This is a genomic window from Pseudoalteromonas piscicida, assembly GCF_000238315.3.
GTDB lineage: Bacteria > Pseudomonadota > Gammaproteobacteria > Enterobacterales > Alteromonadaceae > Pseudoalteromonas > Pseudoalteromonas piscicida.
In genome coordinates this window covers 507,487-530,189 of the sequence record NZ_CP011925.1, presented here as the reverse complement: position 1 = coordinate 530,189, position 22,703 = coordinate 507,487, and the positions used below count along the sequence as shown (strand labels likewise).

Here is a 22,703-nt window from a genome sequence, read left to right as displayed (position 1 = left end):
ATTTACCACGGCAAAGAGCTTGTTATACGGACTTGAACGAGCCACGCCCGTGGCTCAAGTTTGCCCCGAGAATATGCGCTCCTCCTAGGAGCATAATAAAAACACTCGGATAGTTAAGGGTTGTCTGTATGAAAATGCGCAAAAAGCTCATTATTAGCTTTGTTCTCACTGTGATCATTCCTATTTTAGCGATTTCTGTGGTCAGCATTTCTCAGACCAAAAGTGACTCTCTCGATAAATTCCTTGATGCTTCTGGCAATGAGATAAGACAAGCCGAACAGTCTTTTGTACTGTTTTTTGAGCAGATGAAGAAAAATGCTCGCTTCCTCGCCGAGTCCAAGGCCGTGCAACAAGTGGGTCAAGACACCACCACTTATTTTGGTGCAGAGAAACCAATGACTCCGCTACAGAACGGTCAAACAGAAGCCAATATTTTTGAGCTTTACCGCGCATTTGGACAAACCCACGAAGAATTATTGTTTGTATATCTTGGCACTGGATCTGGTGGTTTTATTCAGTATCCTGCGGAGCCCCTTGGCGATTACGATCCAAGAAAACGCCCTTGGTATCAAAATGCCTCTAAAGATCCCAGCAAAGTTATCCTTACTGAGCCTTATCAAGGAGTAACAGGACAAGCCATGGTTTCTGTTGCCACAGGTATAAAACGTGACGGCAAAGTAATTGGCGTACAATCATTAGACGTAACGCTTGCTACACTGACCGATATCGTTAGCAATATTCGTCTTGGGGAGTCAGGATATTTAATCCTTCTTGATGCCGAAGGCACTGTACTTGCCGATCCTAAAAATAAAAATCATAACTTTAAACACATTAAAGATCTCACCAGCCCACTTTACAAGGCCATTCGCAGCGCCACAAACGAACCCTACCTCACTATTGAAACTGATAACAAGACCTATGATGCTAAGATTTATCGCTCTGACACACTCGGTTGGCAATTTATCGCGGTGATCGATGAAGATGAAATCTTAGCTTCAGCTTACGATATGACGATTAGTATCACTATTATCGCAGTCATCATGGTGATTTTATTTATTATTATTGCAATCACACTTGCCAATAAAATAGTTGAACCTATTGAAATGGTGTCTGATGGTTTAAAAGAAATAGCACAAGGTGAAGGCAACCTTTCCAAACGTTTAAAAGTCATCACCAATGATGAAATTGGAGAGCTGGCCGCGTGGTTCAATAAATTCTTGGACTCAATTAACTCGCTCGTAAAAGATATTCAAAGCAATGCCTCAACATTGAATGATGCTGCATTAGGGTCACAAAAGAGTATCAATGATATCCGTAATCAATGCCATGCGCAGGCTGAAGACTCCGCCAGTGCTACCACAACCACTGAAACCGTAGAACAACTTGCCACTGAAATAAGTGAAAGCTGCGGTCATACTTTGGAGGATGTTGTCACTGCGGACGGACACGCACAGCGTGGTAACAGCACAATAGAAAGTACAGTATCGCAGGTTGCGAGGCTTAATCACTCGTTGGCTGAATCCGCCAACGCCATGAACCAGCTCGAAAGTGAAAGCCAAGATATCACTAATATTTTGGGCGTGATCCGTTCTATCGCAGAGCAAACTAACCTTTTAGCGTTAAATGCAGCGATTGAGGCTGCCCGTGCAGGTGAACAAGGTCGGGGCTTTGCGGTGGTTGCTGATGAAGTAAGAACCCTTGCGCAGCGCTCACATGACGCCACGCAGGAAATAGAGCAAGTGTTAACCAATCTTATCGCCCAAACGAGGACGGTATCAGCCCAAATGACGTCAAGCGTAAGCGAGTCAGAGACGACTATCAAACAATCACAAAGCGCGCAGCAAGCATTTACTGATATCGCGCAGGCAGTATCAAGAATTAAAACTTCGGTTTCAAATATAGCATCACAAGCTTCATTACAAGGAGAAAATGCAGGCCACACTAGACGTTTGATTGACTCGGTGGATGTTTCTGTACGACAAGTCGGAGAAGAAACAGCCGCATTAAATGCAGGCGCTGACCAATTAGTTAGCTTAGCCAAAGACTTAGAGCGTTTGGTTGGCCGCTTTGATATTGACTGAATAGAAAAATAATATCTTGTTTTTCGCAATTGTTACAAAATATCGTCTCAATTAGTTGTCCTCATAATAAGAACTAGTTAGACTCGATAAATTGATTTATTACAGAAGAATAAAAATGAAGAAATTTAAATTTACATTAGTAGCAGCATCTTTGCTTGCTGTACTCGGTTGTCAAGAAGCGCCGTCACAACACACAAAGTCTGAAGTCACAGCTGAGCAATCCACAGCGGTAACTGCACCTGTAGCTGAAAAGATCCCACACAAAACCACCATTCACGGTCAAGAACTTGTTGATAATTATCACTGGCTACGTGACGATACCAGAAGTGACGAAAAGGTGTTGTCACACTTAAACAAAGAAAATGCCTATACCGACAGTAAGCTCGTAAACACAGAGCAACTACAACAGACCTTATTTGACGAAATTAAAAACAGAGTGGTCAAAGATGACCGCAGCGTGCCAATATTAAACGGCAGTTATTATTATTTTAGTGCCACTGAAGGTGACAAAGAATACTTCACTTATTACCGCAGCGAACATCAAGATGGTAAAAATGCAGAAGCTATTTTTGATGCGAATATCCGCGCTGAAGGTCAAAACTATTATGGTGTCGGTGGTCTTTCCATTTCAACCAACGAAAACCTGTTAGCTTTTGCTGAAGATACATTAAGCCGTCGAATTTATACGATTCGAATCAAAGATTTAACGACAGGTAAGTTATTGGACGATACGATTGAAGGCGCTTCGGGTCCTATCGTTTGGGCAAATGACAACAAAACTATCTATTACATCAAAAAAGATCCGGTTACTTTGCTTGGTTATCAAGTGTTCCGCCATACTCTAGGCACAGCACAAAGCACAGATGAATTAATTTACGAAGAAAAAGATAACAGCTATTACACGTATATCTCAAAGAGTAAAGACAAGAGCAAAATATACATTCACCATTCAAGTACCGAGGCGTCAGGTGTATCTTTACTCGACGCTGATAATGTAAAAGCAACTCCTGAGCGCTTTATTCCAAGAGAAAGTGGTCACGAATATAGCATTGCTAAACTTGGCGACTGGTATTACATCCACACCAATAAAGATGCCGTAAACTTTAAGCTGATGCGCGTTAAAGCCAGTGATGCAAGTGACGTTTCAAAATGGCAAACCGTTGTACCACACAATGCCGATGCAAAACTAGATAGCTTTGAACTATTTAATCAGCACCTAGTTTACGAAACGCGTGAAAATGGCCTTAGCCAAATCACTGTATTAAATTTAGATAATAACGAAAGCAAGCGTTTAACCTTTAATGACCCGGCTTACGCCGTTTATTTAACTAGTAACGAAAACCTAGATGCAAATGCGGTAAGAATTGGTTATCAGAGTATGACGACCCCGGCTTCTGTGTATGATGTCGACCTTGCTAGTTTGGACAAAACATTATTAAAGCAAGACAAAGTATTGGGCGACTTTGCACCTGAAAACTACCAATCTGAACGTATTTTTATCACCGCACGTGACGGCATAAAAGTACCGGTTTCAATTGTTTATCGTAAAGATAAGTTTAAGCAAGATGGTTCAAACCCGTTATTACAATATGGTTATGGTTCATACGGTTCTAATGTTGAGCCAACCTTTTCAATAAGCCGATTAAGCCTTTTAGATCGTGGTTTTGTCTATGCTATTGCACACATTCGTGGTTCAGAAACGCTTGGCCGTCCTTGGTATGATAATGGCAAAAAGTTAAACAAAAAGAACACCTTTAACGACTTTGTTGATGTCACTAAAGCACTCGTTGAGCAAAAGTATGGGGATGCTTCACGTATTTATGCCAGAGGTGGCAGCGCAGGTGGCCTATTGATGGGTGCAGTCATTAACCAAGCGCCAGAGTTGTACGATGGTGTACATGCGGCAGTTCCATTTGTAGACGTGATCAATACCATGCTTGACGAAACGCTACCGCTAACTACAAATGAGTACGACGAATGGGGCAACCCAAATGAGAAGACGTATTTTGATTACATGCTGTCTTACTCACCTTACGACCAAGTTAAAGCCCAAGCATATCCAAACCTGCTTGTAACCACGGGTTTGCATGATTCTCAGGTGCAGTACTTCGAGCCTGCGAAATGGGTCGCTAAGCTACGCGAATATAAAACAGACGATAATCTACTGCTGCTAAAAACTGATATGGAAGCAGGCCACGGTGGTGCGTCTGGTCGCTTTAAGCGTATCCACGATGTCGCATTAAGTTATAGTTTCTTTATCGCACTCGCTGAAAATAAACTGTAGTCATCGGTCGTATCATACAAGGAGGCTTCAGCCTCCTTTGATTGCTCTTGCCCAACTATTCAACTGACTTTCTTTAGTACACATTTTCCCTAAAAAGATCTAAATATACTTTAGCAGTGTCAATACCTAAGTGCGTCAATCTAAGCATTGATGAAGCATATTAAATACATAAATATTGGGAATTTTTAGCCCAAGTTCTCCATAACACAAGTTTAGTACCCTCTCCTAACAAACTAGCTATTTGTTGGCTATATTTAAAAAATGACTACTCCGTACATAAGTGAAAAATGAATTTATTTCGCTTTGTTTTTATTTGCTGCTGTATCTCTCTGCCGCTTTTATCTAACGCTGCTCCCCATAAACCTGAATACTCAGCACCTATTAAAGTAACCATTTTGGTCGACGATGCTTACCCACCCTATAGTTATCAAATTAACGGCGAGCTTTATGGCATCTATGTCGATATAGTGAAGCAAGCTGCGCGTTTGCTGAGTCATGAATATCAAGTTAACTTGCAAGCGGTACCTTGGAAGCGAGGTGTTTCCTCTATGGCATCCGGTGATGCAATGGCGTTAATGCCACCTTATATTCATATCAAAAAACGCCCCTATATCTGGCCGTATTCAATTCCTCTTCAAGAAGAGGTGGTGGTTGCCTTTTGCAATCAGGGGATCACGTTAAAAAACTTGCCTCATGTAAAACCAGAAAGAGTGCTTAATATTGGTATTAATGCCGGTTATATCATCTTAGATGAAAGCCTAATGGAAGCGCAAAAACAAGGACTTATTCAACTTTGGGAAAACAAAAGCACACGTTCAAATATCGAAAAGCTCGCACGTGGGCGCGTTGATTGTTACGTTAATGATCGCCTTTCCACGTTACTTGGTATTAATAAAATGTCACAGATAACACCAAGTTTAAACACCAGTAATATTGTTGAAGATAAAATAGTAATGCGTCGCACTGCCCACATTGGGTACTTAAAAGGATTTGAAGAAAAATATCCATTTAAACAAGATTTTATCCTAAAGATGGATGCAGCATTGAGGCAGGTAATAGACAACGCAGCAGCGGCAGAAGAGTAAGCCGTTCGTAAAAAAGGAATTCAGATTAAAATTCAAGTTTAATTAAGTATTTATCCATGCATTATATGCTCCTCTTTGTTAAATGTATCATTTATAAGGACGTAAAAATGAACAAAGAGAAGTCGGCTAAAAATACTGTAAGCGCATTTTACAAAGGAGTCTGCAGCCATTGGAGTGTAACAATGAAGTTATTATTATCAATTGTACTTTTTGCGCTATTACCCACCCCTAGCTATGCAGAAAGCTGGCCTAAACCACAATGCCAAGGCGAGCCATACTGGCTTGAATTTAGTACAGTGAAGCTCTGCATCCCCAAGCAAAACGTTACTCATCTCAATATTCTTCATTCAGAGTTACCCTCGTTCACCGTTACAACTGAGCATGGTGAAGTCATTTTTCAGATACAAACGGCTGAGAATATTACCGGCGGTCTACATAGTAAGTATGAGCTTTTTATCTTTAACAAATCTAGCCAACACATACTGCATATTGGTGGGCAATTTGATAGTGTTGAAGCTAAAACACTATTAGCTCAGTTCCGTTTACCATGACTGAATGATAGAGAAAACTATTAAAAATATAATAATTACAAAATAAACAAGGATTTACTATGCGATACCTTACAGCAATAGGGACTTTTTTATTAGCTGCTTACTCTATCTATCTGAATACGGTAATCTCAGACTTAGAGTTTGAGCGAGATAATTTGGAGGAGCGTATCGCAGCTCTCTCCAGCAACATTAAAGCTTCCGACAATTTAAAGCCACACCTCCAAGAAGTAGCTATCAGCAAGCCAAAGCCTAATGGTAAGTTTGCGGATGAGAATAGCACTAACCAATATACTGAAATCAAAACACCTAAAGAAAGTGAGGAAAGAACAATCACGCCTTCGAATGATAAGGGCTTTAACGAACAATCTGTAGACGAAACTTGGGCATTCGAATTTTCCGATCAAATTCATTACTTTTTCATGGAAAACAACATTCTAAACAAGCTACGCGTAACTAATATTGACTGCCGTGAAACGGCCTGTCGAGTGGATATATATATCAATAAAGATGAACCAATCGAAACCGCAACGGCTATTGGTAAAATATTTGGGAGCGATAAACGCTGGCAAGATCACCCCTTCTACTTTAATTCAACGCCTGAAGATGGGGTGATCCAAGTTGAAATCAACAGATACAAATAGTTAGAAGTTTGGAAGCGTTATCTCTCAGCGCTTCCGAGCAAATAGGTATTCGTTAAGATAGCTCTAAGCGAAGTCTTGTACAACCGTAGATTTTAAACACGCAAGGCTAGAAAACACATGTTTCAAATTCGTCCATCCTAATCAACGTGACACCAATAAATCCGCTCAAAATTCACTTTTGCTCACTTTTTAAACAAAAAGTTGCAAACTTCATTGGACAGCGCCTTAAGAACGCTATACTATATGCAGGCTTTAGATACTTAGAGCACTTACTACTGCTGCACTGTTTTTTCTTGATACTCTTTTTTTTAAAAAGTCGTTTATAGATATACCAATGCGTTACTAGCTAAGTTTTATCTATCGCTTTATCGGTGATTTTCACCACATATTTAATTTTTTGAAAAAGGTTTCAATTATGTCTAACACAGTAAACGGCACAGTTAAGTGGTTCAACGAAGAGAAAGGTTTTGGTTTCATCACTCAAGAAAACGGCGGTAAAGACGTATTCGTACATTTCCGCGCTATCGTTTCTGACGGTTTCAAAACTTTAACTGAAGGCCAATCAGTGTCTTTCACAGTTGAAGAAGGCCAGAAAGGTCCTCAAGCAAGCAACGTAGTAGTTAACTAATACGTATTGCTCAGAGCTAGTGCCTGCACTAGCTCTACGAATTTCCTCATTCCTCACTTAGCCTTTCGGCAACATATCTGACAGCAACAACGCAATCCCCAAAAATGACATAAAACCCGCTATATCTGTAATTGTCGTAAGTACAATTGATGAAGATTGCGCAGGATCGAGTCCAAATTTTTTCAATGCAATTGGTACAATAGCGCCTGAGCTTCCCGCAATGACAAGAGACGATATCATCGCCAGCGCAATAACAAGTGCAAGACCGAGTGATTGACTCCACAAATATACGCCAATGCCACAAGTAACCGCTATTGCTATGCCATTTAACAGCCCAACCATCATTTCTTTTAGCATCACCTGATACCAGTGTCGCGTTGAAATTTCTCGTAGTGTTAAGCCTCGCATCGTTACAGCCAAAGCTTGAGCCCCTGCGTTACCCGACTGCCCAGCTGCTACTGGCAGCAAAATAGCTAAAGCGGTAACTTGAGCAATCAATCCCTCAAATGCCCCCACGACGGCAGCGGCTGCAAATGCGGTTAACAAGTTAATTTGTAACCACGGAAGCCGTTTCTTTACTGCAAACCAACTACTTGATAGGGCTTTTTCGTCTTTACTTGCACCTACCATGGTCTGCATATCACTTGCTAAATCTTCTTTGGTTGACTGATAGGCATCAAAAAATCGGATCTGCCCAACTAGCTGTTGCTGCGCATCAAGTACTGGAATTGCTCGCACTTTGTGCCCTTCAAACGCTTCCACGACCTGATCTTTATGATCCATCACATTTAGCGTGACTCGGATCGGCGTCGCAACTTGCATTAGGGTTTTACTTGAGGAGCTTCCCACTAAGGTATTGAGTGTTGTCTCGCCCACTAAATCCTGCTGTTCGTTTAATACGTAGATAACGTCTGGCACTTTTCCGTCTAATCGTTTCAGTTGCGCGAGCACTTCACGTAGTGTTGTATCTGAGTAAAACGCTTGCACTTTTTTGTTCATCATTCTCGCAGCGGTATTTTCAGGAAAAACCAGCAACTCACTGAGTTCATCCGCTATGGTTGAATGCTGCTCCTTCAATTTAGCAAGTAGCACCTGCAGCGCTTCCTGCGACTGTTTATTCAGTAGCCCAACCGCAATATGACTATCTAGGCTCGCAATAAACTGCGCTTGATAATCCACCGGAAATTGCTGGAAAATTTGTTCAGCGGCTCCCGGCGGCAAATATTTCCATAAACGATAAATGATATGTTGTGCCTGCTGCTGTAATAATTCAGCAGCTTCGTCAGGAGGTAAAGTGCCAAGAAGCTGCGCACTTTTGAGCGGAAACTTATTTAAAAACTCATCACTGAGCTGCTCTACCGCTGAATCTAATGTATCTTTTGCTGCGCTCATCGCTTATTTCCCCTTGACCTTAACTGGCACCAATGTATCTAACATGCTGGCAAATGAACTGGTGTAGGCATCTAATAAATCTAAAGATTCGCTTGGCTTATCTTGTGTTTCATCCATTCTGCCAAGTGCACTTCTTACTCTGTGATGTGGCAACACGCCAATAAAATCACCACTTCGATTGGCAACTGCAACCTGATCTTGTTGCGCCCAAACTGGCGATTTCAATGCACTATGCAACTCGGTATAACCACTTAGAGAAACAACGTGAGTATCCATCAAATCTGCAATTTTCTGTTGTGGCGCTTTTCGAAGTAAATGTGTTAGTGACAACTGACCCACCACATGGCGATGCTGATTTACCACATAAACGAGCGCAAACCCGATATAGTCACGTTTTTTTAAGCGCAGTAGTGACTCCTCAACTGTCATAGTTTCTTCAAGAATTAATACATCCGTTTCAACCCATGCGCCCACGGTATAATCTGGGTAGCTAATTAACATCTTACAGAGTGTTTGTCGTCTTACTGAAATGAGATTAAGAAAACGTGCAAGTTCTTCCTCCTGTAAATGCCTTAAGATAGCAGCAATATCAGCCAACTTCATTTTGCCAAGCCATCTCGCAATATCCACATCCGTTTGCGTTATCAGAATTTCCGCTGCACTGCGGGGCTGCATGACTTTAAGCACGTTTAAAGCAACTTCATTTGGTAACGTTTTTAGTAACTCGGCAGCCACATCTGGTGTTTGCAAAGAAAGTAAGCGCGCGGCGCCTGCTGGCTCCTCTTGTAAAAAGTGTTGCGCAATTTTGAGGTTTAATGCTGACATAGAGCCTCCCTACTGCTTACTTGAATGGCTGTGTGTCGCGGTAATATGTGCCGATTCTTTTAAAAATTGCCTTGCCGGTACTAGGGTTCTCCCTTTTTGGGTTTCAATCACTAACATCGTTGCTGTGATTTCGGTGAGCGTGCCTGAAACGCCTGCAATTTCAATTTGATCGTTAATTCGACAGTGACGCAGCGCTTGTTTTGCCGCGACGGTATTTGCGATCAACTCTCGACTCCCAAGGCCAAAGGCCAATGCAACTCCTGCACACAATACGCCTGTCAGCACCACCACCATATTGGTCACAAATTGAATATTGATCCCTAATTGCTCAATACCGATTACCGTTGCGGTAAATAGGATAGCGAGTTTGGCTATGTTACCCGCAACTTCGACTCGCGCAAACCCAACTGACTGCGCTCCGGCTCTTGCCATGGCACTGGCCAAATTACCAAGCAGATAACCACCAACGATAATAAATATACCAGCGAGTAGATTTGGTAAGTAACTAAGTAGCGAGGAGATCCAATCACTGAAGAAGTTTAAGCCAAGGCTGGACGTGGCTGCTGCGATAAAAAACATCATCGTGACCCAAAACACGGTTTTCCCTATTAATCGAGCGTGTTTTAGATTTAGCTGAAGCGTTTGTTCAGTTTGCACTCGTTGGCTCAAGCCCGCCAGTGCGCGATTGCAAAGCTTAAATAACGAAATAGTCAGTTTGCTCAATAGCCACGCCACTATCCATCCGACGAGCAGCATAAGTGCCGCGCCCAATAGTTGCGGTGTATGAGTAACAAGTTGATTGATTAATTGCTCGTAACTGGCAGATAAGGCCTGTTGCCAATTATCAAAGGTATCCCCGGTGGCCATGTACACTCCTGAATTAGCTGAAACAACTTACTTTTAAATCAATACATTCATTGTTATCACAGTGTTAGCCGTTGTCCAGAGAATTCCCCAAAGTCCTAAATATTTAAACTACCAACAATACATTTGGGAACATTTTCATGTAAGTGGAAGCAATGAAGACGCAAAAACAAGTACCGTCTTTGCGCCCTAGTTGTTTCTTTATATTGGGTGATATAGCTACCTAAAGCGGATGGTTTCTCGCTCACCCATTTCTTCCGGTTCCACATTTTTGCCCACGGCTAGTTTTAATAAGCCGCTCAAGTCGGGGCTAACATGCCAAATTTCAGCATCATCCAGTTCAAAACGGAGCATGATAAGCTCGGGGTCATCTTTACCCTTTTCAAACCAGCTCTCGGCCTGTCTTGACCAATGAGCATCAAGTACGTCTTGTCGTGTTTCTTCAATTAAGTGTCCGCGAATACAAGCAAATACATTGTGCCCTTTACTGGAAAATTGTGCTGTTGCTTTGCCACACTTAGCAATACGATTTGTTTTACTGGTAAAAAACCAAAACTCGCCGTTGGCATCTTTATCCAACTGTGCTCGCATTGGCTCATGGTGATTATTGTCATCACTCAAACCAATCATCACATTGGGGCTGCTGTCTAGCGCTTCCCAAAAAGTTTTCTTTATGTCTGACATTATCTTCTCCTTATTTATACCAATTAGCGTCTGCTTGAAACGGCACAAACCCACTCTTTCAATTAATTGATAGTATCTTGTTGCAGAGCCTCAATAATTGCTTCATTAAAAGCATCAAGATCATTTGGATTGCGACTTGTGATCAAGTTGTCGTCTACCGCAACTTTAAGGTCAATCCAGTCTGCGCCTGCATTTTTAAGATCGGTTTTGATACTTGGGAAAGAGGTAAGCGTTTTTCCCTCCACCAACTGGGCTTCGATTAACAGCCAAGGGCCGTGGCATATCGCTGCAATTGGACGCTTATTACCAAACTGTGAAAAGGCTTGAATAAATTTAACCGCCGATTTTTCCTGCCTTAGTCTGTCAGGGTTGAATAACCCGCCTGGTAAAACGAGCCCCGCATATTTACTGGGTTTGGCTTCACCCAAGGTTAAATCAACGGCGACTTTCTCACCCCAATGGTCTTCATCCCAAGCGGTAATATCTCCCTTTTTTAATGAAATGATATCAACATTAAATCCAGCGCTTTCAAGCGCCTGCTTAGGTTTAATCAGCTCACTTTGTTCGAACCCGTCAGTGGCTAAGATCGCGACTGAAATATTGTCTGACTCCGTCATCATTCTCTCCTTCAATACGTTGCTGGTGTAGAGGTAGGTGCGGATACTTATGCAGAATCAATACCATCATATAACCTTATGATATATATAAACATTAAAGATTAATGTATTGATTGGATGTAATCTTTACAGAACTGAGGAATGTAAATCTGGACTAGGTTAGCCCTAGTCCATCTTTATTATAATGAAGAGATAGAGACTGAGTTTGTGCCAAACTCAAACACGTTCAATTTTCCGCATTGAGCAAAGTGATTATTGCTCGCGTATGGCGTGTCTTGTTGGTTAATATCCCCTTCCCAACCTTGACCATTTTTGACGAATGCTTTTACTTCAAACCAACCGTTGAATGTTTTGCTACAGTCCATTTCTACTTCCAGCAACCAGTAATGTGCTCCCCATTGATTGAGTGACATGACGCCAAAACCATCGCTGTCGTAACGTTTTTCCACGCCCCAGTTAGCAGGCCAAATATTGGTTGTCCAATCCAGCGGACTCCCTTGGGCATCACTAGACTGCCCAGTTTCAGCCGCTAGCCAATCCAATCTGGTATCAGCCACTTTCCAAGCCGAAGTTGTCATGTTTCGCATGTTCAAATGCTTGATAGGTAAAGAGCAAAGAATAGGATTGGCGCTACAATCAATCCCGCGCTGCAATGCTGCGGCATGATCAAGGCCACCTCGAACGAACATATCCTGGCCAGATTGAGTTTCTGCTTTAATAAAGACTAATGTGCGTTGCCAATCACCAATCTCTGGTGGTGTTGCCAGTTTACTTTGATGATGAATGGCTAAGGCATCCATAGCAGCTAAATTAATTTGTGCGTAACCATTGGTATCAACTTCGATGCTTCTACCCGCGCAGTTTTCTTGGCCGATACCTCCACTTAGCACATCACAATAGGTTCCGGCAGAAAGCCCCGTTTGCAGGCTTTGGACCATACTAGAAGATTCGCGGTTAATGGCGACAAAGCCTAAATCACCTCGAGAAAATGCAATTTGGTTATTACCATTGTCCCACCAATTTGCCACCGTCCAATTGCCATTAGTATGATTTCTAAACTGCATTGCACCTGCAATCATTGGGCGACGATGCTCACACTGCCATAATTGACTGGTGCAATTGAGGTTACCATTTTGATGAACAGGCACCGAAGGGCCACCAGCATCAGTGTCGCCATTAAATTCGTAGCTCGACATCACTTTAGGATAACCATAAGGATATGCCAGCATAAATACATTCTCTAAATCATACAGTTTACCATCATGAAAGGTAACGATGGATCCTGCTCCACCATGGCCGCGTTGGTTGTCATGGTTGTCTGTAAATACCACGGCTTTATAACTTGGCATCATACCCCAAGCTTCGCCAAAGCTTTTTAACCAAGCCAACTTGCCTTGCTTAAATGTCTCGCTCAGTTTAATGCTGTATTTAAACTCGGTGACTAAACCATTTTGATGATATTCCGAAGCAGAAACCGCCTCGCCTCCTTGATCAATCACCTCTTGGAAAACGACCGCTGGTTGATTTAACTTGGCTAACACATCACCAATATCGCTTGCAGGCATGTGCTTGCTTGCATCCAACCTAAACCCTGCCACGCCCAGAGACTGTAAATCGTTCAAAAAGCCCGCGAGGGTATTTTGTACGTAGCTCGCATCGGTGTCTAAATCATGAAGCCCTACGAGTTCGCAGTGCTGTACTCGCCATGCATTATTACCGTAGTCTTCAGGGTTTATTGCACAGGTTTCATGAAAATCTTGTGGACCATAGATAGGATATTGTTTGTTGCCAAAAGTGTTACCCGCAACTCCGGTCCCGCTGCCATGAGCCATGTGGTTTATAACGGCATCAACATAGATATCTACTCCGGCAGATTTACACCTCGCGACCATATCGGCAAATTCGGCTCGATTGCCACTACGACTCGCAATCTCATAACTGACTGGCTGATAACGAGTCCACCATTGATCCCCTGTAATATGCTCATTGGGTGGTGATACTTGCACTGCCGCGTATCCATTTGGCCCCAAAAATGTTTCACATTCCGTAGCAACATCTGGCCAAGACCATTCGAATAAATGAACGAATGTTGTTGGGTCGCCTTCAGCGGCATGTGCTGGTGTAACGCAACTGGATGTTAACAACACTCCCGCTGCAATTTGGTTTAGTTTTATATTTTTCATTATTGCGCCTCTTATTTACACAAGATTAACAATATAGAATTCCTAGCTAAACAATCTATTGAATACGTATGCATAAGATCATCGATGTTCGACTGCTGAACGATAATTTGAGGCTTTAAAAAGCGAGTTTAATAAGGTGACACGCTTGCTTACACTTTAAGCAGCGTAAGCGCTTGAACTCAGTTTGGAGAAAATGTAGTTTCAATTGGTCTTTGAAGTAGACAGCTTCAAGCACTGATATAAATAATAACAATATGGATAAACGATGCTAAATCGAATCAAATCAGGGCTCATGATTGTTGGGCTCTTCTGTGCTCACGTCAGTGCACAATCTCAATCACTTGAGTTAGAAGCCGTTTCGGTCTCAAAGAATGTCTATAGCGTAATATCTCCTTTTTATGGCAGACCAACAGTTGAAAATAAAGGGTGGAATTCAAACAGTCATTTTATTATTACGACTCAAGGTGTGTTAGTGTTCGATTCTGGTTCATCCGAGCACATTGGTAACGCTATTATCGCAGCAATTAAACGTGTAACTGAACAGCCAATTCGCTGGGTAGTCAACTCTCATAGCCATGCCGATCATTGGCTTGGTAATGCCGCTTTTGCAAAGCTCGGTGCAGAGCTTATCTCCACCTCTTTGTCCGCTGAGACGATGAAAAGCGATGGACCGGTTGATGTTAAGGCATTTTTTAATATGACTAAAGGCGCAACTGGTGAGAGCACACTCGTCATCCCTACCTCAATCATTTTACATCAACAAACCCGTACTTTTGGTGATACTGAAGTTGAATTTGTATTCGCCAACGATGGCCATTCGCCAGGTGATGTTATGCTTTGGCTACCCAAACAACGCATTCTAATTGGTGGTGACGTAGTAAACTCCAACTTTATGCCCATCATGACACCTAGAGGTAACATTACCCAGCTCATTTCGGTACTCAAAGAAGTGGAGCAATTAAGCCCTCTCCTCGTACTAACCGGACACGGGGAAAATACCTCGGTGAAATCAGTTTCTAGAGATATTCAATTTTTAACTTATGCCTCGAATGCAGTACATGAAGCACTAGTAAAAGGTACAACGCCAGCAAAGATACAAGAATCATTACAAGCTACATTGCGTACAAAGTTCGGTAAAGCGTATCAAGATTTTGATACCAGTATTTCGTACCTATTGGAAATGATGATTGATAAACAGCGGCTTCAGTTTTCTCCAATAACATAAATATAACAACAGAGGAAGTTGATGTAGCTTTGAAAGTAACAACACAGCCAGCCTCCTCTAGTCAAAAATGAACGCCAACCCAATAATTGACATTAACAAAACGAACGATATTAAACCCGACCAATTAATAACTTTATTCATCAAATTACATTGAAATATTGTTAATAAATTTGTTCTATTAAATTTTTACGAAAAAAAAACAATTGCAAAAATAAAAACAAAAATCCTATAAGTCCCTGCTTTAGGTGACGGTTTTTAATAACTGTCGATACTAGGCTTCAAAACATCAACTACACTCAAATGACATCTTTGTATAAAAAACCCACAAAGATGTCATTCAAAGCAGTTCTATTAATGTTATCAACCTAGTAACTGAAACACTCAGGGGTCACTATGATTACACAGCGCTCACTTTTAAGCCGTGTTCGTAAGATTGTCTCTAACAACTGCATAGCTGGCAGTATATTTTTCGCCTTAACCTCATCCGCATTTGCACTCGAAAATTGGAAGAAAGTCGAACGACTCACGCCATCAGATGAAGTGACAAATGCTGATGAACTGGTCTTTAAAGTCACGTTTGTTAATGCACATACCGTTGCACCAACTGCCAGTGACTTTACGATACTAGGTGATGAGAAAGACACTGACAACAACACAACTGTTGACACAGGTAGTAAAACAACCGCATCAGTCACACAAGTCACCGTCGACTCGGGTAATAGCTCGATTTACCATGTTACGCTCTCTGGAGGTGACCTTGCCAGCTACAATGGTGTTGTCTCGTTGTTACCGGCGAGTAACCGTATTAAACCTGAAGTATTTGAGGCCTACTATGTTAGTAATGGCACAACGTTGCCTGCTTCAGATAAACTCATGGTATTTGACTACGCCGACCAAACAAGCGAATTGAGTAATGGTAACTTTGGTGCAACTGCAGCAGAAGCCAGAGCGAATGCTGATGCAATGTGCAAAAGTAAATTTATACGCAAGCATAGCCGTTTAAACAATATAATTGATAGTTCAGCGCCAACCGCTGTAAGTAATGGACCCGTCAACGCACACGCAGTTATGTCATTCACTGCATCAGATGATATTGCCAGCCTTGACACCAATTACAGTATGCCTAGTGTCAATGTCTATAATAGCGGGGGCGTTAAGCTTGCTGACACTAACTGGGATGACTTTGTCAACGGCACACTTAGCGCTCTTAATAGTAATGTGTTCAGCACCCCGTCCGACATACTAGAAAATTCCGGAAACGTAAAATACTTTTGGAGCTTTTCAGAATCCAATGGCACTCTAAGTACCGCAAGCAACTGCTCAGGAGGTACTTCATCCTCAAGTAGCGTCAAAGGAATAGTCAATCAAAATGGCAGCTGGTATGCATTAATTGGTAGTATCCCCTGTAATAACGCTATCAACTTTATCTGTGTTGCATGGCATGAGTCAGCCTATCTAGACGCTAATATCTCCAACACAGCTCCTACAATTAGCAATTTACCAACAAGTTTTACTGTGACAGAAGATGTCGCGACAACGATTGATCTCTCTGCAGTAACGTTAGCTGATGGAGAAGATGACAACTTAACAGTCACCTTAGCGCTGGACAGCGGCACCATCGCAAGCACTGATGGCAATGGTACAGTGAGCAGCGTCACAATAGCTGGAAGTGGTACCGCAAGTATGACATTAAGTGGGTCGGCGGCTGCGCTTAATACCTACCTCGATGTGACGACTAAACTCAACATTACCACGGCAGCAGACGCTACAACGGCGATGACGCTTACGGTTACGCCGAATGATGGTACCGTTGATGGTAGTGCCGCAACCAGCACAGTAAACGTCACGGCAGTCAACGATAAGCCAACCTTTACTTCTACAGCGGTCACTGCATCAACTGAGGATTCAGTATACAAATATTCAGTGACAACTAGCGACCCAGACAAAGACGCAGTCACCGTTTCCGTCTCGGCTAGTACTCCGCTTCCTAGCTGGTTAAGCTTAAACACAAGCACAGAGGCAACGGTGTCGACCCTTGCAGGTCAAAGTTCGGGCTATGCAGATGGTACAGGCACTGCCGCCTCGTTTAAATCGCCGTATGACTTGGTAACCGACAGTAACGGTAACGTGTACGTCGCTGACTATGGTAACCATGTTATCCGTAAAATAACCCCTGAAGGGGTAGTAACGACACTAGCTGGTTCTGGAAGTGCAGGCTCTGACGACGGAACAGGAAGCGCAGCTTCGTTTAACTTCCCCAAAGCCGTTACGCTAGATTCATCTGGTAATGTTTACGTTGCAGATTCTTCTAACAATAATATTCGTAAAGTTACGCCAGCAGGTGTAGTAACGACCTTTGCTGGTAGCGGCACCTACGGTAGCGATGATGGAACGGGTACGGCCGCAACCTTCGCAGCACCAACTGGGATTACTATTGACAGCAACGGGAATCTTTATGTCGTAGAGACAAACCCTCATATTGTTCGTAAAATTACACCTGCAGGCGTCGTAACTACATTTGCAGGTAGTAAAAATTCGTCGGGATTTACGGACGCAACGGGAACATCTGCAACATTCAACTTCCCTTATAATGGTGGCAGTAATAGCAATAACGACCTATTTATTGCTGACCGCAACAATCACGCTATTCGTAAAGTCACCTCGGCAAGTGTTGTAACCACTTTTGCAGGCACAGGCTCTGCAGGTTCAACAAACGGTACAGGAACGCAAGCAAGCTTTAATAAACCTTATGATGTGGCCGCAGATAGCGCAGATAACCTTTATGTAACCGAGCAAGCTGCACACACCATTCGTAAAATCACCAGTACTGGAGTGGTAACAACCTATGCAGGAAGCGCAGGGGCTTCAGGAAATACCGACGGCCTAGTAAGTGTGGCACGCTTTAGTCAACCCTATGGTATTGCGGTTGACAGTAATGACGTTGTGTACGTTGCAGATACAGGTAACCATCGTATTCGAAAGATATCACCTGCTGAAACGACCTTAACAGGTACACCGACCAACGACGATGTTGGCGATCACTATATTTGTTTAATTGTTTCCGACGGTACTGAGACTAGTGAGCAATGCTTCACCATTACGGTTACAAACGTTAATGATGCGCCCGTTGTCGCAACGAATACGGGTTTAACGCTTGATGTAGGCACAACGATAAACATCACGAATTCTGCTCTGTCTGCAAGCGATGTGGATGATAGCGGTACAGGTTTAACGTATACGGTAACTACCTTACCAAGCCACGGAAGCCTCTTTGTAGATGCCAACAGTAATGACAGCTTAGACAGCGGTGAAGCACTCGGCAGCAATGGTACATTCACACAAGCTGATATTGAGAGTGGTAATCTCTTTTATACCCACGACGACTCTCAAAATGCGAGTGACAGTTTTGTCTTTTCACTAGAGGATGGCTTAGAAGACGGTGTTACCGCTATAACCAATCAAACCTTTAGCTTTGTAGTTGAGCTAAATAAAGCACCGGTTATCAGCGGTACCCCAGCGGCGACCGTTAACGAAAATGTTGCATATAGCTTTACACCTACTGCGACTGACGAAGATAACGACACCTTAACATTTAGCATCACAAATAAACCAAGCTGGGCAACTTTTAGTACCTCAACTGGTAGTTTAACGGGAACACCTAGTTATACCGATGCTGGTGCATACAATGGTATTGTTATTACAGTGAGTGATGGTACAGCCAGCGATACCTTAAATTTTGATATTACTGTCGTCAATGTAAACCGTACACCAAGTATTAGTGGAACACCAGCGACCAGCGTTAATGAAAATAGTAGTTATAGCTTTACTCCAACCGCCTCTGATCCTGATGGAGATACGCTTACTTTCAGTATTACCAATAAGCCAAGTTGGGCTACCTTCAGTACCAGCACAGGAGCCCTGAGCGGCACGCCAAGTTTTACTGACGCAGGTGACTACAGCGGTATTGTAATAACGGCCAGCGATGGCAGCGCAACACAAACGCTAAGCTTTAATATTAATGTTGTAAATGTGAATCGGGCACCATCTATCAGTGGTACTCCGTCTACTTCGGTACTTGAAGGTGGTGTTTATAATTTCACACCAACGGCAAGCGACCCTGATAATGACAACCTGAGTTTTTCCATTACTAATCAGCCAAGTTGGGTATCATTTAGTTCGACGACTGGAGCACTAACGGGAATTCCAGACTTCGATCAGTCGGGTACTTACAGTGGTATTGTCATCACGGTAAGTGATGGTAGTGCAACTCAAAACCTGACATTTTCTATCACCGTAAACGATGTGAATCGAGCTCCCACAATAAGTGGAACACCTGCTTCTACGGTAAATGAAGGAGTAGTTTATAGCTTTACCCCAAGTGCTTCCGATGAGGATAATGATAATCTTACCTTTAGCATTACCAATGCACCTGATTGGTCAACATTCAGTAGTACAACGGGTACACTAACTGGTACTCCTACCTTTAATGATGGTGGTGAGCAATACAACATCACAATCAATGTCAGTGATGGTAATGAAAGCGCAAACCTTAACTTCACACTAAGCGTGGTCAACATCAATCGCTTGCCAACTATCAGTGGTACACCCGGTGTGAAAGTCACTGTCGGGGAAACCTATAGTTTTATACCAGCAGCAACAGATGAAGATGAGGACACGCTAAACTTTACGATCACGAATAAGCCAAGCTGGGCAATATTCTCAGCATCAACCGGTGAACTCTCTGGTACACCATCAGAGACAGATATTGGTACGACTAGCGGTATTCAAATCAGCGTTAGTGATGGCACTGACAATGCGAGTTTACCAGCATTTAACCTTGAAGTGGTTGCTGAAAACACAGCGCCAACGGGTGAGAACCTCTCGCTCAGCGTTAAAGAAGATACTTCTTTGACTATTCTGCCGACGTTACAAGATGCCGAAGATGATACCTTAACGCTGACAATTGGTAGTCAGCCGACAAATGGTTCATTAACCAGCAGTGGTACAGGCTGGGTATATCAACCAGGAGCTGACTTCAATGGTGACGATAGCTTTACGTATTCAGTGAGCGATGGAGAGCTACAAAGTGATAGCTATACCGTTACATTAACTATCACAGCTGTAAATGATTTGCCTATTGCCAATAACGATAACTTCCAACTTGATGGTAGTGCCAACAATACGTTCACCCTGAATGTGTTAGCCAATGATACCGATGTTGATGGTGATACCCTTATTATTGAAGGCGTCAAGGCAAGTTTAGGCAGCGCAAGCGTAGTCGACAATGCACTACAGTACACCGCTCCAAGTAACTTCGCAGGCGCTGTTACTCTGAATTACGCTATTCGTGATGGTCATGGTGGTCGAGCTAAGGCAAGTGCGCTGTTAGAAATAAGTGGTGCAGTCAATGGTGAACCTCCTGTTGTCACCGCCCCAGCCGATCTAGAAGTTAATGCTACAGGCCTATTCACCAAAGTGAACTTGGGTACTGCGACAGCACTCAATAGCAGCGGTGAGCCTTTACCTGTTACGCTAACAGAAGGTAAAACCATTTTTGCACCGGGAGTACATAACGTCTACTGGCAAGCAACAGATGCAAACGGTAATTTAGGAACCGATCAACAGCTGTTGAGAGTTAATCCGCTAGTGTCGTTGAGTAAAGATAGAACCATTGCTGAAGGCGCTAAGATAGACATTCAAGTGCTACTAAATGGCCCTGCTCCACAATATCCAGTAACAGTCGATTATACCGTAACAGGTAGCGCAATATCTGGTGTGGATCATGACTTGAGTAGCGGCTCGGTGACAATAAACTCGGGCACGAAAGCCAACATTTCAATTCAAACTGTTGCAGATGGGGAGTTTGAGGGTGATGAAACGATCACGGTCAGCTTGAATAGCGGTGTTAATCTTGGCGCAAAACGAGAAACCACTATTACTGTGAGTGAACAAAATATTGCGCCTGAAGTCTCGCTAGTTGTGACTCAGAATGACCAAAACCGGCTAACCGTTAGCCAAGATGAAGGAACTGTATCTGTCGTTGCAACGGTAAGTGATCCAAATGTTGGTGATACTGTGGCGAGCACATGGAAAGTAACGGGCATGACTTCCGATCAATATACGGAAGATACACTGCAACTGAGCTTTAACCCGCAGGATCTACAACCAGGCACTTACAAGGTGACACACACAGCAACAGACTCAAGTAGTGCACAAGATAGTGATAGCGTATTTATCCAAGTGACCCAATCATTGCAGCAATTATCTGATACGGAAGATACCGATGGCGATCTCATCCCTGACAGCCAAGAAGGTTATGCCGATGACGACGGTGACGGGATCCCTGATTTCCAAGATGCGATCACCGAGTGTAATGTTATGCCTCAAGAAGTGGTTACACAGGATGGCTTCTTAGTTGAAGGTAACCCTGGAGTCTGTTTACGTAAGGGCGAGTTTACCGCGAGTGGTGAAACTGGTGGCCTACTGATGACAGATGACGAGGGTAACTCACAACTGGGCAGCGATGATGATGCGCAAATCACTGGCGGCTTGTTTGACTTTATCGCTTATGGATTACCTAAAGCAGGTCAAGTGTATCAATTAGTGATGCCACAACGCCTACCTATCCCAAGAGATGCCGTTTACCGTAAGTTTAAAGCATCATCAGGCCTTTGGGTGAACTTTGTAGAAGACGCAAATAACCTTGTCTTTAGTGCAGAAGGTGAACCTGGCATTTGTCCTCCTCCAGGAGATGAAAATTGGTCACCAGGACTGACTGAAGGACATTGGTGTGTGCAACTTCAGATAGAAGATGGTGGTATCAATGATGACGATGGAGAAGCAAATGGCAGTATCGTAGACCCAGGTGGTGTGGGTGTACTACTCTCAAATAATCAGATGCCTGTAGCCCTAGACGATTCAATTAGTATGAAGTGGAACACCAATATTACTATTGACGTTTTAGCGAATGACACTGATGCTGATGGAGATATGCTTACCATAGCAAATGCGTCAGCCAGTTTTGGCGAAGTACAGATCAATTCAGATAATACCCTGTACTACACACCAAACGCAGGATATATAGGAGTAGATACTCTGAATTACGCCATAACTGATGGTAATGGAGGAACCGCGGGAGCGAGCGTAGTAATTACTGTAGTTGCCAATACGGCTCCCATAACGGTTTCCGATGTTGCAACGGTTGTTTCAGGAAAGCCAATTACCATTAATGTGCTAGCAAACGACAGTGATAGCGATGGCGATACGCTGCAAGTAACTGAAGCAACAGCACAGCACGGTAGTGTCGCAGTTAATGCCGATTACAGCTTAACCTATAAGTCAAATGCTGGGTTTGTTGGCAGTGAAACCGTTACCTACACAATCACAGATGGTGAGGCAAGTGTCCAAGGTAGTGTGAATATTACTGTCAACAAAGCACCTACCGATACCGTCACGAACAAGAGTGATGGCGGTAGTATGCCATTATGGTTGATTTGGGTCTGTCTGGCACTTGCTGTAGTTCGCCGTTGGCAAGCTACTGTGCGTTAACAGGTTAACAACCTCACGATAAGGGGTGATGAAGTTAAGCTTCATCACCCCTTCTTTTTGCGATAAAACACAGTACTAACAGAAGCGAGTATGCT

14 protein-coding genes are annotated in these 22,703 nt (G+C 43.0%); 8 read left to right on the top strand and 6 right to left on the bottom strand.

Annotation, left to right across the window (positions count from 1 at the left end; genetic code table 11):
- The first annotated feature begins 128 nt into the window (after nucleotides 1-128).
- The 6 genes from PPIS_RS21875 to cspE all read left to right on the top strand — a co-directional run bounded on the left by PPIS_RS21875 (nucleotide 129) and on the right by cspE (nucleotide 7,270).
- A complete protein-coding gene (locus tag PPIS_RS21875) occupies nucleotides 129-2,081 on the top strand; it encodes a methyl-accepting chemotaxis protein (protein ID WP_010369623.1) in 1,953 nt (650 codons plus the stop codon).
- 115 nt (nucleotides 2,082-2,196) lie between these two features.
- Nucleotides 2,197-4,365 (top strand): S9 family peptidase, encoded by a 2,169-nt coding sequence (locus PPIS_RS21870; protein WP_010369624.1) that lies wholly within the window; start codon nucleotides 2,197-2,199, stop codon nucleotides 4,363-4,365.
- A 287-nt stretch (nucleotides 4,366-4,652) separates the two neighbouring features.
- Entirely contained in the window at nucleotides 4,653-5,450 is a 798-nt protein-coding gene (locus PPIS_RS21865) for a substrate-binding periplasmic protein (protein ID WP_010369626.1), read from the top strand.
- A 182-nt stretch (nucleotides 5,451-5,632) separates the two neighbouring features.
- Entirely contained in the window at nucleotides 5,633-6,001 is a 369-nt protein-coding gene (locus PPIS_RS21860) for a hypothetical protein (protein ID WP_019647290.1), read from the top strand.
- A 59-nt stretch (nucleotides 6,002-6,060) separates the two neighbouring features.
- The gene (locus PPIS_RS21855; RefSeq protein WP_010369629.1) at nucleotides 6,061-6,642 is read left to right on the top strand and encodes a hypothetical protein; all 582 of its coding nucleotides are present in this window, start codon (nucleotides 6,061-6,063) and stop codon (nucleotides 6,640-6,642) included.
- A gap of 415 nt (nucleotides 6,643-7,057) precedes the next feature.
- Nucleotides 7,058-7,270: a transcription antiterminator/RNA stability regulator CspE gene (gene cspE / locus PPIS_RS21850; RefSeq protein ID WP_010369631.1), complete on the top strand. Its 213-nt coding sequence runs from the start codon at nucleotides 7,058-7,060 to the stop codon at nucleotides 7,268-7,270.
- A gap of 57 nt (nucleotides 7,271-7,327) precedes the next feature.
- On the opposite strand, the gene PPIS_RS21845 is transcribed toward cspE, so the two are convergent.
- The 6 genes from PPIS_RS21845 to PPIS_RS21820 all read right to left on the bottom strand — a co-directional run bounded on the left by PPIS_RS21845 (nucleotide 7,328) and on the right by PPIS_RS21820 (nucleotide 13,835).
- Nucleotides 7,328-8,662: a magnesium transporter gene (locus PPIS_RS21845; RefSeq protein WP_010369634.1), complete on the bottom strand. Its 1,335-nt coding sequence runs from the start codon at nucleotides 8,660-8,662 to the stop codon at nucleotides 7,328-7,330.
- A 3-nt stretch (nucleotides 8,663-8,665) separates the two neighbouring features.
- Nucleotides 8,666-9,487 carry a magnesium transporter MgtE N-terminal domain-containing protein gene (locus PPIS_RS21840; protein ID WP_010369637.1) on the bottom strand — a complete coding sequence of 274 codons (822 nt, stop codon included), beginning with the start codon at nucleotides 9,485-9,487 and terminating at the stop codon, nucleotides 8,666-8,668.
- Between the two features lie 9 nt (nucleotides 9,488-9,496).
- Nucleotides 9,497-10,354 (bottom strand): mechanosensitive ion channel family protein, encoded by an 858-nt coding sequence (locus tag PPIS_RS21835; RefSeq protein ID WP_010369641.1) that lies wholly within the window; start codon nucleotides 10,352-10,354, stop codon nucleotides 9,497-9,499.
- Between the two features lie 216 nt (nucleotides 10,355-10,570).
- Entirely contained in the window at nucleotides 10,571-11,035 is a 465-nt protein-coding gene (locus tag PPIS_RS21830) for a pyridoxamine 5'-phosphate oxidase family protein (protein WP_010369644.1), read from the bottom strand.
- 62 nt (nucleotides 11,036-11,097) lie between these two features.
- The gene (locus PPIS_RS21825; protein WP_010369647.1) at nucleotides 11,098-11,652 is read right to left on the bottom strand and encodes a type 1 glutamine amidotransferase domain-containing protein; all 555 of its coding nucleotides are present in this window, start codon (nucleotides 11,650-11,652) and stop codon (nucleotides 11,098-11,100) included.
- Between the two features lie 179 nt (nucleotides 11,653-11,831).
- On the bottom strand, nucleotides 11,832-13,835 hold the full coding sequence (locus PPIS_RS21820; protein WP_010369650.1) for an alpha-amylase: 2,004 nt from the start codon (nucleotides 13,833-13,835) through the stop codon (nucleotides 11,832-11,834).
- A gap of 265 nt (nucleotides 13,836-14,100) precedes the next feature.
- Between PPIS_RS21820 and PPIS_RS21815 the strand changes: the two genes are divergently transcribed.
- Both PPIS_RS21815 and PPIS_RS21810 read left to right on the top strand, forming a co-directional pair.
- Nucleotides 14,101-15,060, top strand: a complete 960-nt coding sequence (locus tag PPIS_RS21815; protein WP_010369653.1) for an MBL fold metallo-hydrolase — start codon at nucleotides 14,101-14,103, stop codon at nucleotides 15,058-15,060.
- A 393-nt stretch (nucleotides 15,061-15,453) separates the two neighbouring features.
- Entirely contained in the window at nucleotides 15,454-22,608 is a 7,155-nt protein-coding gene (locus PPIS_RS21810) for an Ig-like domain-containing protein (protein WP_010369656.1), read from the top strand.
- Nucleotides 22,609-22,703: the final 95 nt, after the last annotated feature.

Coding starts and splice junctions, on each gene's coding strand:
- PPIS_RS21830 (WP_010369644.1), bottom strand. CDS start 11,035: ATGTCAGACATAAAGAAAACTTTTTGGGAAGCGCTAGACAGCAGCCCC.
- PPIS_RS21835 (WP_010369641.1), bottom strand. CDS start 10,354: ATGGCCACCGGGGATACCTTTGATAATTGGCAACAGGCCTTATCTGCC.
- PPIS_RS21875 (WP_010369623.1), top strand. CDS start 129: ATGAAAATGCGCAAAAAGCTCATTATTAGCTTTGTTCTCACTGTGATC.
- PPIS_RS21845 (WP_010369634.1), bottom strand. CDS start 8,662: ATGAGCGCAGCAAAAGATACATTAGATTCAGCGGTAGAGCAGCTCAGT.
- PPIS_RS21840 (WP_010369637.1), bottom strand. CDS start 9,487: ATGTCAGCATTAAACCTCAAAATTGCGCAACACTTTTTACAAGAGGAG.
- PPIS_RS21810 (WP_010369656.1), top strand. CDS start 15,454: ATGATTACACAGCGCTCACTTTTAAGCCGTGTTCGTAAGATTGTCTCT.
- PPIS_RS21815 (WP_010369653.1), top strand. CDS start 14,101: ATGCTAAATCGAATCAAATCAGGGCTCATGATTGTTGGGCTCTTCTGT.
- PPIS_RS21855 (WP_010369629.1), top strand. CDS start 6,061: ATGCGATACCTTACAGCAATAGGGACTTTTTTATTAGCTGCTTACTCT.
- PPIS_RS21870 (WP_010369624.1), top strand. CDS start 2,197: ATGAAGAAATTTAAATTTACATTAGTAGCAGCATCTTTGCTTGCTGTA.
- PPIS_RS21860 (WP_019647290.1), top strand. CDS start 5,633: ATGAAGTTATTATTATCAATTGTACTTTTTGCGCTATTACCCACCCCT.
- PPIS_RS21820 (WP_010369650.1), bottom strand. CDS start 13,835: ATGAAAAATATAAAACTAAACCAAATTGCAGCGGGAGTGTTGTTAACA.
- PPIS_RS21865 (WP_010369626.1), top strand. CDS start 4,653: ATGAATTTATTTCGCTTTGTTTTTATTTGCTGCTGTATCTCTCTGCCG.
- cspE (WP_010369631.1), top strand. CDS start 7,058: ATGTCTAACACAGTAAACGGCACAGTTAAGTGGTTCAACGAAGAGAAA.
- PPIS_RS21825 (WP_010369647.1), bottom strand. CDS start 11,652: ATGACGGAGTCAGACAATATTTCAGTCGCGATCTTAGCCACTGACGGG.